Consider the following 11,987-nt stretch of genomic DNA (forward strand, 5'->3'; position numbering starts at 1 on the left):
CCGACCATCGGCCGGCACGCCACCCATTTACCCGATTGACGCCAAATACATAAAAGTCCAGTATGGAATTCTAAGTACAAAAAAGGCTTCCCCCCAGATTCTGCTCTTTCTTCTGTCTTGCCAAACCAACAACAACCCGCGAGAGAACGAACATGAAGAAACTCCCCCTCATCACCGGTCTGGCCCTGAGCCTGTTGGCGTGCAGCAACCTGTTTGCCGCCGAGAAAACCCTGCGCATCGGTATCGAAGCGGCCTACCCACCATTCGCCTCCAAGACCGACAAAGGCGAGATCGCGGGCTTCGACTACGACATCGGCAATGCCCTGTGCGCGCAGATGAAGGTCAAGTGCGTGTGGGTCGAGGGCGAGTTCGACGGCCTGATTCCTTCCCTTAAGGTGAAGAAGATCGACATGGCCCTGTCGTCGATGACCATCAACGAAGACCGCAAGAAGTCGGTGGATTTCACCCACAAGTACTACTTCACCTCGTCGCGCCTGGTCATGAAGGAAGGCGCGGTCGTCGATGACCAATACGCCAGCCTCAAAGGCAAGACCGTGGGCGTGCAACGGGCGACCACCACCGACCGCTACGCGACCGAAGTCTTCGAACCCATGGGCGTCAACGTCAAGCGCTACAGCAACAACGAAGAGATCTACATGGACCTGGCGGCCGGTCGCCTGGATGCCATCTTCGCCGACACCATTCCCCTCAACGACTTCCTGTCGATGCCACGGGGCAAGGGCTACGCTTTTGTCGGACCAGAGCTCAAGGACCCGAAATACGTGGGCGAGGGCGCCGGGATTGCAGTACGCAAGGGCAACACCGAGCTTGTCTCGGAGCTGAACACCGCGATCGACGGCATCCGCGCCAGTGGCGAATACCAGAAGATCTCTCAGCACTACTTCAAGTCTGATATCTACGGCGAGTGATCAATTGTTCTCGGGGCTTTCTCGCGAAGGCCCCACTGCATTGCAGCTTTTCGAGGGCTGCAGATTGAGCGCCAGTACGCTCGCCAGCACGATGAGCATCCCGGTGATGACCATGATCGACGGGCGCTCAGCCAGAACAACCGAGGCCATCAGCATGGCCGTGGGCGGTATCAGGTAAAGCGAAATGGAAGCGCGACTCACGTTGCTGTGAGTCAGTACGTAGGCCCAGGCGAGGTACGCAAGGGCACTGGGGAAAATGCCCAGGATAAGCACTGCCAGGTTGACCGAAGCTGAGGCGTTCTGCACTTCGCTCCACAAGCCCGGTGTATACACCAGTAATAATGTCGTGCCCGACCAGATGGTGTAACACACCATCGTCAGCCCGTCGTAGCGATGGGAATGGCGTTTTTGCAGGGCGAAATAGAGACTCCAGGACAAGGCCGCGAGCAGGATCAGCAGCCCGTGCGCATCCAGTTCTCCAAAGCCACGATCACCCGTCACCACGACCCCCGCACCGAGCAAGCCGCACAGCACACAGATCCACTGCCAGCTGTTGACCCGGTCCTTGAACACGAAATGCGCCAGTAGGGTGCTGAACAGCGGCGTGGATTGCGCAAGCACACTGGCCGCGCCGGCGCTGACGCCTCGTTGGCCGAAGTTGAGGGCGATGTGGTGCAGGCTGACAGCAAAGAATCCCAGCAAAAACAACAGTGGCAGGTCTTTCAGGCGCGGTAGGGAAATACGCGTCACCAAAGCGACCCCAGCCATGAACGTAGAGGCGATGAGAAAGCGGATCAGCGCCAGATGACCCGGCTCGTAAGCACCCAGGCCGATGCGGATGCCGATGGGGGAGTAGGCCCAGCAGAGGATCACGAAAACCGTCGCCAAGGCGATTTTTACGCCAGGCCTTTCGGCGAGGCGGCGTTGAACAAAATCCATAAGGCGATCCTCTGTGTCCGGCGGAAAAAGGCGTAGTGCAATGCCGACACTCGAATTATCAAAACCCTATGAATTCACTACAAGTGACTTAAAATGACTTAAGTATTCACTTTGGGTGACCTATGGAGCTGTCCCAGCTGCGCATGTTCAACACGGTTCATCACCTGGGCAGCATCGCGCGCGCGGCCGAGGCGCTGCACTGTGTGCCGTCCAATATCACCGCGCGCCTCAAGTCCCTGGAGCGTGAACTCGGCACGCCGCTGTTTTCCCGCGACGGCCGTGGATTGCGGATCACGCCCGCCGGGGAGGTGTTTCTTGATTACACGACGAAAATCCTCGGCCTGGCCGAAGAGGCGCGCAGGGCTTTGGCACCCGGCAGTGCCCCGAGCGGTCCTCTGCGCATTGGTGCCATCGAATCCAGTGCCACGGGGCGATTGCCCAGGTTACTGGCCAAGTACCACGAGCTTTATCCACAGGTGATGCTGGAGTTGAGCACCGGAACCTGGGCTCAATTACTCGACGACACCCAGCATCGTCGGCTGGATGGGGCGTTCGTGGCGGTCAACGTTGATCGCCCGGGACTGCAGCGGGAAGTGATGTACCGCGAAGACCTGATTCTCATCGCATCCGCCTCCCATGGGCCTTTGCGCAAGGCGGCGGACCTGCAGGGCAAGGCGATTTTCATGTGGCCCCCGGGTTGCCCGTACCGCTTCGCGCTGGAACAGTGGCTGTTGCGCCATGACCAGGTGCAACCGATTGTCAGCATCGCCAGCTATGGCACCATCGTTGGCTGTGTCAGCGCCGGTGCCGGCGTCGCGCTGGTGCCCCGGGGAATCTACGAGCAGTATGGTCCCGGCGGAGGTTGCCAAGGCTATGAGTTCCCGGAACTGACGAGCATCGACAACCTCTTTTACTGGCACGAAAATGCGGGTCGGCACCCGGCTCGCGAGGCCTTTGTGAAGTTGTTGCAGGCCGAGTTCGAGGGGCCGGGGTCGTCAGGGTTAATCCCGTCTTAACTGGCCTGTCGTCTATTTCCCCACAATCCGCCAGTGCGCTCCAGCCCTCTCAAAGGTCAAGGCCAGCGTGTAAACTGGCGGGCAATCGATAGTCAAAAGGGAAACACGATGAGCGAGGAAACGATGCGTCTGGGCCGTGAACGGCGCTACCTGGTGCTGTTGGGCATCATCTGCCTGGCGCTGATCGGCGGTGCGCTGTACATGCAGGTGGTGTTGGGCGAGGCGCCGTGCCCGTTGTGCATCCTGCAGCGTTATGCACTGTTGTTGATCGCGCTCTTCGCGTTCATCGGTGCGGCCATGCGCACCCGCCGCAGCATCACGGTGCTGGAGACCCTGGTAGTCATTTGTGCCCTGGCCGGCGTCGGGGTGGCGGGGCATCACGTCTATACGCAGTTCTATCCGGCCGTCAGTTGTGGCATCGATGTACTGCAACCGATTGTCGATGGCTTGCCGCTGGCGAAGATCTTCCCGCTGGGCTTCCAGGTCGACGGTTTTTGCTCCACGCCGTACCCGCCGATCCTGGGCTTGTCCCTGGCGCAGTGGGCGCTGGTGGCCTTCGTGCTGGTGGTGGTACTGGTGCCGTTGCTGACGCTGCGCAATCGCAAGTCGCTGCGCTGATAGGCCAGAAACGCCCCGGTCCTCGATGAGAGGGCCGGGGCGTTTTTGCATTTCCGGGGCCAGGTGAAAAGACCGTGACGAGCGGCAACGAGGGGTGCGACAAATGTGCGACATGTTGTCACATCGCGAGTGTCGCACGGCGCTTTCGAGGGTTGGATTGGTGTGGCGTCCTGCAATGAAATTGGCGTGTTTGAGCGTCGCATGATAATTGCGGGGTCAATCGGGAACAGACAGTTTTAACAGGTTGTGGCGATTTGCCAGAGCCCTTGTCATACCGGGGCTAGGGCGGGGTTGTGGACCCTGTTCAAGCGTCTAAGGCTGTCTGAATCGAGGGTGGTAGCCCTACTATTTTTGGTGTTTTTGTTGAGAATCAATTTCGATAAGATGCGCCACTTTTACACAATTGAGTCAGGATTGTTGCGGTCAGGGATAAAAATTATTTCGGGATAAGACATGGTTTATAAAACGCTACATATCTACAATCGCCCGCACTGAATTCCCGGCACTGCTCACCCAGGCTCTGGTGCATGAGTGGCACGAGGGTGTCGAGAGGCCTTTTGGCCTCATGTGACGCCCAGGTGTCGGTGCCTCCAACTATCCGCACCAAATGGAATTGGGCTGTAACAAGGCCTTTGACCACGAATTCGAATAAGAACTCACCGCTGGCCCAGGATTTGTCGAAACGCCTCTGACGCTCGACGGGCAAGCCCTTATTCAATCCAAGAAAAATGCCAACCCTTGGCAGGGTGAAGTGTTGGCGATCAAAACCCAACTGCATTGCGCAAGCTGCTTTAGAGGTCGTGAGATGAGTAAAAACAGGTACCCCAGACTACTAGGCTTATTGCCGCTGCTCGGCACGTTGTTGCTGGGAGGCTGCAACATGACCTTGCTCAATCCCACGGGCCAGGTTGGCCTGGAACAGCGAAACCTGATCATCACCGCCACGCTGCTGATGCTGTTGGTCGTGGTGCCGGTCATCGTGATGACCTTCCTGTTCGCCTGGAAATACCGCGCGTCCAACACCAAGGCGACCTACACGCCTAAATGGAACCACTCCACCAAGATCGAGATCGCGGTGTGGACTGTTCCGGTGTTGATCATCATTGCCCTGGGTTACATCACCTACAAGTCGACCCACGAGCTGGACCCGTACCGTCCGATCGAATCCGACGTGAAGCCTGTGACCATCGAAGTGGTCGCGCTGGACTGGAAGTGGCTGTTCATCTACCCGGAACAAGGCATTGCCACGGTCAACAAGATCGTGTTCCCGGCGCACACGCCAATCAACTTCAAGATCACCTCCGACGCCGTGATGAACTCGTTCTTCATCCCGGGCCTGGGCGGCCAGATCTACGCGATGGCGGGCATGCAGACCAGAATGCACCTGATCGCCGACCGCAACGCTGAAATGGACGGCATCTCTGCCAACTACAGCGGTGCCGGTTTCACCGGTATGAAATTCAAAGCGATCGCAACTTCCCAGGAAGATTTCGACGCCTGGGTAAGTGAAGTCAAAAAGGCACCTAAACAGCTTGAACAAGCTGAATACGCAGCCCTTTCCAAGCAGAGCCAGAACAACCCAGTCGAGCTCTACTCCTCGGTGACGCCGAACCTGTTCCAGATCATCGTCGACAAGTACGAAGGCATGAAACCTGGTCCTAAGGTCAAGCACGAGAAGAAAGAGAAAGAAGTGGCCGCTACGGACATGAACTCGCATTCAGCTGCCGGGGCAGAGGAGTAAACGATGTTTGGTAAATTAAGTTGGGAAGCGGTGCCGTTCCACGAGCCGATCGTGATGGTGACCATCGCCATGATCGCGCTCGGTGGTCTGGCACTGTTCGCGGGTATCACTTATTTCAAGAAGTGGACCTATCTGTGGACCGAGTGGCTGACTTCGGTCGACCACAAGAAAATCGGCGTGATGTACATCATCGTCGCCATGGTCATGCTGCTGCGCGGCTTTGCCGACGCCATCATGATGCGTACCCAGCTGGCCATGGCCACCGAGGGTTCGCCTGGCTACCTGCCACCTGAACACTATGACCAGATCTTCACCGCCCACGGTGTGATCATGATCATCTTCATGGCGATGCCATTCTTCACCGGCCTGATGAACCTTGCAGTGCCGCTGCAGATCGGCGCGCGTGACGTTGCCTTCCCGTTCCTGAACTCCCTGAGCTTCTGGCTGCTGGTTTCCGGCGTGGTGCTGATCAACCTGTCCCTGGGCGTCGGCGAATTCGCCAAGACCGGTTGGGTTGCCTATCCGCCGCTGTCGGGCCTGCAATACAGCCCTGGCGTGGGGATGGATTACTACATCTGGGCGCTACAGCTATCCGGGTTAGGTACGACGCTGACGGGGGTTAACTTCCTCGCCACCGTGCTGAAAATGCGTACCCCTGGCATGAAGCTGATGGACATGCCGATCTTCACCTGGACCTGCACCTGGGCAAACGTACTGATCGTGGCTTCGTTCCCGATCCTGACCGCTACCCTGGCACTGCTGACCCTCGACCGTTACATGGATTTCCACATTTTCACCAATGAACTTGGTGGCAATCCAATGATGTACGTCAACCTGTTCTGGGCCTGGGGCCACCCTGAGGTTTACATCCTGATCCTGCCGGCATTCGGCATCTTCTCGGAAGTGATCTCGGCGTTCACCGGCAAGAAACTGTTCGGCCACCACTCGATGATCTACGCTTCGGGCGCGATCTCGGTACTGGGCTTCATGGTTTGGCTGCACCACTTCTTCACCATGGGTTCGGGTGCCAGCGTCAACGCCTTCTTCGGTCTGGCGACGATGCTGATTTCCATCCCGACGGGTGTGAAACTGTTCAACTGGCTGTTCACCATCTACCAGGGTCGTCTGCGTTTCACCAGCCAGGTGCTGTGGACCCTGGGCTTCATGGTGACCTTCGCCATCGGCGGCATGACCGGCGTACTGCTGGCCATCCCGGGTGCTGACTTCGTCCTGCACAACAGCCTGTTCGTGATCGCGCACTTCCACAACGTGATCATCGGCGGCGCGGTATTCGGCTACATCGCAGGTTTCGCGTTCTACTTCCCGAAAGCGTTCGGCTTCAAGCTGCACGAAGGCTGGGGTAAAGCAGCGTTCTGGTTCTGGATCTCGGGCTTCTTCGTCGCGTTCATGCCGCTCTATGCACTGGGCTTCATGGGCATGACCCGTCGTCTGAACGCCACCACCAACCCTGAGTGGGTGCCGTACCTGTACGTCGCCATGTTCGGTGCGGTGATGATCGCCTTCGGTATCGCCTGCCAACTGATCCAGCTGTACGTCAGTGTGCGTGACCGCAACAAGCCAGAGAACATGTGCGAACACGGTGACCCGTGGAATGCCCACACTCTGGAATGGTCGACCTCGTCGCCACCTCCGTTCTACAACTTTGCCGTGCTGCCCAAGGCTGACTGCATCGACCCGTTCACCGAAGCCAAGGAAAACGGCACCGCGTACAAGGCTCCGGCCAAGTACGAGCCGATCCACATGCCAAACAACACCGCTACCGGTGTGGTCATGGGCGCTCTGCTGACCGTGTTCGGTTTCGCGATGATCTGGCACATCTGGTGGCTGGCAATCGCGAGCCTGGTAGGCACTGTCGCCTACTTCGTGATCCACGCTGCACGTGACGACCAGGGCTATATGGTCCCGGTTGAAACGATCGAGCGCATCGAAGCCGAGCAGCACAAGCGTCTGGTAGCGGCAGGGAAAATCCCGGCCACCGCCACCCGTGTTGAAACCTCGTTGGAACAGGCTTAAACCATGTCGAACTTAGTGACCAATGTTGGACACGCCCATGGTGACCATGGGCACGATGACCACCACCACGACTCGGGCGAGATGACCGTATACGGTTTCTGGCTCTACCTGATGACCGACTGCATTCTGTTTGCGTCGATCTTCGCGGTATACGCGGTACTGGTTAACAACGTAGCGGGTGGCCCGTCGGGCCACGACATCTTCGAACTGCCCTACGTACTGGGCGAAACAGCTCTGCTGCTGTTCAGTTCGATCACCTACGGCTTCGCCATGCTGGCGTTGTACAAGGGCAACAAGAAGGCGGTGCTGACCTGGCTGGGCATGACCTTCCTGTTGGGCGCAGGCTTTATCGCGATGGAGATCAACGAGTTCCACATCTTGATCTCCGAAGGCTACGGCCCTAGCCGTTCAGGCTTCCTGTCCGCGTTCTTTACCCTGGTCGGTACTCACGGTCTGCACGTGTCCGCCGGTTTGATCTGGATGGCGATCATGATGTATCAGGTGCAGAAAAAGGGCCTGACGTCGACCAACAAGACTCGCCTGAGTTGCCTGAGCCTGTTCTGGCACTTCCTGGACGTGGTCTGGATCTGCGTCTTCACCGTTGTCTACCTGATGGGGACCCTGTAATGGCTAATGCACACTCCCATGACAGCCATGATGCTGGCCACGGCAGCGTAAAGTCGTACGCCATCGGCTTCATCCTGTCGGTGATCCTGACCGTCATCCCGTTCGGTCTGGTGATGTACCCGAGCCTGCCGAAGGCCACCACGCTGGCAATCGTTCTGCTGTTCGCAGTGATCCAGGTGATCGTTCACCTGTATTACTTCCTGCACCTGGACCGTTCCATCGCTCAGCGTAACAACGTGATCGCTTTCGTCTTTACGGCCATCGTGATCGTGCTGCTGGTTGGCCTGTCGCTGTGGATCATGTTCAGCATCCACACGTACATGATGGCGAAGTGAGGTAGACCCGATGTCGCTCAAGCACTTTATCCAAATCACCAAACCGGGGATCATTTTCGGTAACGTGCTTTCTGTGGCAGGCGGGTTCTTCCTGGCCTCGAAAGGGCATGTCGATCTGGCCGTGTTTCTGGCAGCCATGATCGGCACTTCCCTGGTCGTCGCCTCCGGTTGCGTGTTCAACAACTGCATCGACCGCGACATCGACATCAAGATGGAACGCACCAAGAACCGGGTGCTGGTCCAGGGCCTCATCTCCCTGAAACTGGCCCTGATCTATGCGACCGTCCTGGGTGTTCTCGGCGTTGCGTTGTTGTACAAGGTGGCCAACCCGTTGGCCGCTTTGTTCGCCGTGATCGGCTTCGTGATCTACGTCGGCTTCTACAGCCTGTACCTCAAGCGCAAGTCGGTTCACGGCACGCTGGTGGGCAGTCTGTCGGGCGCCATGCCGCCGGTGATCGGCTATGTCGCAGTCAGCAACACCTTCGACATGGCCGCGCTGACCCTGCTGGTGATGTTCAGCCTGTGGCAGATGCCGCATTCCTACGCCATCGCGATCTTCCGCTTCAACGATTACCTGGCCGCATCGATTCCGGTGCTGCCAGTGAAGCGCGGCATCCAGGTGGCCAAGAAGCACATCCTGCTCTACATCCTGGCCTTCCTCGTGGCGACCTTGATGCTGACCTTCAGCGGCTACGCCGGCATGAGCTACCTCGCCGTGGCCGCGGCCATGGGCATGTACTGGTTGTACATGGCCTGGACCGGCTACAAGGCAGTGGATGACACGGTCTGGGCACGCAAGCTGTTCGTGTTCTCGATCTTCACCATTACCGCGTTGAGCGTGATGATGTCCCTGGACTTCAAAGTGCCGACCGAGCTGCTGCTGACGTACGCGCCTTAAGCGTCGGATGCTGTAAAGAAAAGCCCCGCCTTCGAGAGAAGCGCGGGGCTTTTTGTTGGATTTGGGAATAGGGATTCGAAAAGACGGTTCGTCAGGAAGATGATTCGTCGGTTGCATGACTATAGGCAACTTGCCTATAGTTTGCGCATGCGAACCGTATTCTTCAAAACCACGTCCTTCACTGCTACCGTTGGAAATTATCTGACGGACGATGAGTATCGAGCGCTGCAAACCCATATGCAGCTCGATCCGCAAGCTGGGGATGTGATGCCTCGAACAGGCGGTTTCCGGAAACTACGTTGGGCGGATGGGCGTCGAGGTAAAGGCAAGCGAGGTGGCTTGCGGGTTATCTATTATTGGCTTATGAATGATGGTCAGTTCTGGATGTTTGCAATTTATGACAAAGATGAGCTTGAGAATTTGACTGCCGAGCAAGAGAAGGCGCTCAAGAAAGCCATAGAAGCAGAGTTGAAAAAACGAGGTATCCCATGAAAAAACGCGACCTGTTTGCAGAGTTGATGCAGGGCGTTGATGAGATGGCGGCTCAACGCGAAGGCAAGATTACGTTGCGCAACACGACGGTGGGGGACATTCCGGCCCCCGAGGTAGGGGCGCAAGAAATCGTCGCGTTACGGGAAAAGTTACACATGTCCCAGGCCGTTTTTGCCAAGCGGATTCGAACCAGCCCCAGTACTTTGAGAAACTGGGAACAGGAAAAGTCGAAGCCTAATGCACAGGCAGCCTTGTTGATCAGATTGGTGGAGAAATTCCCGGATATGGTTGATCGACTGGCAGTGGTTTGATCGAGCTTAGCGAACACTTGAAAAGCCCCGAGTTTCGAAAGAAACCCGGGGCTTTTTCATTTACGCGCGGTTGTTACACGGTGCTTCGAGCACCTTCACCACGTCATCGATGATCGCCTTGCTCATGTCCTGCAGGAAATGCGAGGCCCAGGTGTGTCGGTCGGAGTCACGGACAATGGCGGCGTCTGAGGCGAGCAGTTTGGCGAGGTGGAGCAGGTCGCAGGCGTGGGAGAGGGCAGAGATGACCGGACACCAGGGTTGATGCGCAACAGTGGTTCGTTGGCGTGGTAGCAGAAGGGGTGAGGCCGATGGTTTTCAGGTCTTGGGGAATTCGAGTTCTCAGGCCCGGTCGCTGAATTGGCAGCGACCGGTCGAAGTTAGCGTGTGGATATCGGAATGCACAATCGTGGCCTTGTGCTGGCCGGGATGGGATTGAGCGCCGCAGGACCCTTGTGGGAGCGGGCTTGCTCGCGAAAGCGGTGTTTCAGGCGACATTGATGCTGGATATAACGCCCTCTTCGCGAGCAAGCCCGCTCCCACAGGATTGAAGACAGTCAGTTATTTGTGTGGTTTATCCAGCAAGCGGAAAAACCGTTCGCGCACCTGCACATGATCACTGTGCGCCACGTTGAAGCGCAGAAACTGGTTGCCATCCGCGGCCTTGCTGAGCATGGTCCCCGGTGCCAGCACCAGGTCGATTTCCAGGCCCTTGCGTGCCAGGGTTTCGGCATCGTATCCATCCGGCAATCGCGTCCAGATGTATAACCCTTCACCGGGCAGTGAGGATACTGAACACCCGGCTTCACCTAGCCACGCCGCCACCCGGCTGTTCGACTCATACAGCCTGTCCACGGTGCGGCGCATGTGCTTGGAGTAACTGCCGTCACTGAGCATGGTGCAGATGATCTGTTCGGCCATTTCCGAGGTCATGCCGCCGCAGGCCATTTTCAGGGTGACCATCCGCGCCGCCAGTTGCGGTGACAGCACCGCGAAGCTGACGCGGCTGTTGGCGGTCAGGGTCTTGGAGAAGCCCGAGACGTAGGACACGTTGTCCAGCCCGCTCGCAGCCAGGCGCGGCGTTCGACGTTGCTGCATGTCGCAGTACAGGTCGTCTTCGAGGATGTGGAAATGGTAGCGATGGCTCAGTTCCACCAGGCGGTAGACCTGCGCCGAGGTGAACGAGTGGCCGGTCGGGTTGTGCAGGGCGTTGTTGGTCATGTAGAGCACAGGGCGGTGGGCGATCAGCAGTTGCTCGAACGCTTCCAGGTCCATGCCGTCGCAATCGCGGCGGATGGTGATGACCTTGGCGCCGTGCCAGGCCAGGTTGGTGTGCATCGTGAAGTAGCACGGGTCGTCGAGCAGCACCGTGTCGCCGGGTTTGACCAGCAGGCGCATCAGCATGTCGATGGCTTGTACGGTGTTGGCGGTGGTGATGATCTGCTCCACCGGCGCTTCGATGCCCAGGGTCGCCATCTTCACCCGCAAGGCCTGGCGCAGTGGCAGGTAACCGCTGGCATTACCGTATTCACCCATGCGCAGCGTGGTGGCGCGAAGGGTGCCGCGCACGGCTTTGAGTAATTCCTCGGCCGGCAACCAGGAGGACGGCAGGAAACCGGCCCCCGGGCGCAGCGCGCCATTGTCCAGCAGCACCGCGCGACGCACTACGCTGAGGGTGTCCTGGGGCAGCAGGTCGGGGCCGGCGCTGGCCTGGAGGGTGGTGCTGGAACGGTGCACGTAATGCCCCGAGCCCTGGCGTGACACCACCAGGCCCTTGGCGCGCAAGCGGTCGAGGGCGTCGACCACCGTGGACTTGCCCACATGCATCAGGTCGGAGAGTTCGCGGATCGGTGGCAGCCTGGAGCCGTGGGGCAGGCCGCCCTTGGTGATTGCCACCGACAACTGATCGACGATCTGCTGCACCAGCGGCACACCCGGCTGGAACTCGATAGCGGCGATCACTGCGCGCTGAGCCTGCATTTTACTGGTCTCTCTGGCAGTAAAGTTCGTTTGATTCTATACGAACTTGCTCTGACCAAGACAAGCATCT

General features: G+C 58.2%; 12 protein-coding genes and 1 pseudogene. 10 read left to right on the plus strand and 3 right to left on the minus strand.

Annotated features, from left to right (window positions below; genetic code table 11):
• The first annotated feature begins 152 nt into the window (after positions 1–152).
• Positions 153–929, plus strand: a complete 777-nt coding sequence (locus DKB71_RS05325; RefSeq protein ID WP_323625979.1) for an ABC transporter substrate-binding protein — start codon at positions 153–155, stop codon at positions 927–929.
• Here DKB71_RS05325 and DKB71_RS05330 read toward each other — a convergent pair whose 3' ends face one another.
• Positions 930–1,868 carry a DMT family transporter gene (locus DKB71_RS05330; protein WP_408599798.1) on the minus strand — a complete coding sequence of 313 codons (939 nt, stop codon included), beginning with the start codon at positions 1,866–1,868 and terminating at the stop codon, positions 930–932. It abuts the gene before it with no gap.
• Between the two features lie 122 nt (positions 1,869–1,990).
• On the opposite strand from DKB71_RS05330, the gene DKB71_RS05335 reads away from it, so the two are divergent.
• From DKB71_RS05335 to DKB71_RS05375, 9 genes are all read left to right on the plus strand, one after another.
• Entirely contained in the window at positions 1,991–2,884 is an 894-nt protein-coding gene (locus DKB71_RS05335) for a LysR family transcriptional regulator (RefSeq protein ID WP_408599799.1), read from the plus strand.
• A gap of 108 nt (positions 2,885–2,992) precedes the next feature.
• Positions 2,993–3,502, plus strand: coding sequence for a disulfide bond formation protein B (locus DKB71_RS05340; RefSeq protein WP_274073914.1), 510 nt, complete (start codon positions 2,993–2,995; stop codon positions 3,500–3,502).
• Positions 3,503–4,307: 805 nt separating this feature from the next.
• Positions 4,308–5,243, plus strand: a complete 936-nt coding sequence (gene cyoA / locus DKB71_RS05345; protein ID WP_046820452.1) for a ubiquinol oxidase subunit II — start codon at positions 4,308–4,310, stop codon at positions 5,241–5,243.
• 3 nt (positions 5,244–5,246) lie between these two features.
• Complete coding sequence (gene cyoB, locus DKB71_RS05350; RefSeq protein WP_077182475.1) at positions 5,247–7,277, plus strand: cytochrome o ubiquinol oxidase subunit I; 2,031 nt, start codon at positions 5,247–5,249, stop codon at positions 7,275–7,277.
• 3 nt (positions 7,278–7,280) lie between these two features.
• The gene (locus DKB71_RS05355) at positions 7,281–7,904 is read left to right on the plus strand and encodes a cytochrome o ubiquinol oxidase subunit III (RefSeq protein ID WP_033038499.1); all 624 of its coding nucleotides are present in this window, start codon (positions 7,281–7,283) and stop codon (positions 7,902–7,904) included.
• Complete coding sequence (cyoD, locus tag DKB71_RS05360) at positions 7,904–8,239, plus strand: cytochrome o ubiquinol oxidase subunit IV (protein WP_007916940.1); 336 nt, start codon at positions 7,904–7,906, stop codon at positions 8,237–8,239. Before DKB71_RS05355 ends, cyoD begins: the two co-directional genes overlap by 1 nt.
• A 10-nt stretch (positions 8,240–8,249) precedes the next feature.
• Positions 8,250–9,137: a heme o synthase gene (gene cyoE / locus DKB71_RS05365; RefSeq protein ID WP_274073912.1), complete on the plus strand. Its 888-nt coding sequence runs from the start codon at positions 8,250–8,252 to the stop codon at positions 9,135–9,137.
• A gap of 147 nt (positions 9,138–9,284) precedes the next feature.
• Positions 9,285–9,629, plus strand: a complete 345-nt coding sequence (locus DKB71_RS05370; RefSeq protein ID WP_408599800.1) for a toxin — start codon at positions 9,285–9,287, stop codon at positions 9,627–9,629.
• Entirely contained in the window at positions 9,626–9,940 is a 315-nt protein-coding gene (locus tag DKB71_RS05375) for a helix-turn-helix domain-containing protein (RefSeq protein ID WP_323625976.1), read from the plus strand. The genes DKB71_RS05370 and DKB71_RS05375 overlap by 4 nt, the downstream gene beginning before the upstream one ends.
• 60 nt (positions 9,941–10,000) lie before the next feature.
• On the opposite strand, the pseudogene DKB71_RS05380 reads toward DKB71_RS05375, so the two are convergent.
• Positions 10,001–10,271: pseudogene (locus tag DKB71_RS05380) on the minus strand (DUF3077 domain-containing protein).
• A gap of 227 nt (positions 10,272–10,498) precedes the next feature.
• Positions 10,499–11,917, minus strand: coding sequence for a PLP-dependent aminotransferase family protein (locus DKB71_RS05385; RefSeq protein WP_274073910.1), 1,419 nt, complete (start codon positions 11,915–11,917; stop codon positions 10,499–10,501).
• Between the last annotated feature and the right edge of the window lie 70 nt (positions 11,918–11,987).

This window comes from Pseudomonas sp. PLMAX (assembly GCF_046042685.1).
Lineage (GTDB): Bacteria > Pseudomonadota > Gammaproteobacteria > Pseudomonadales > Pseudomonadaceae > Aquipseudomonas > Aquipseudomonas putida_AE.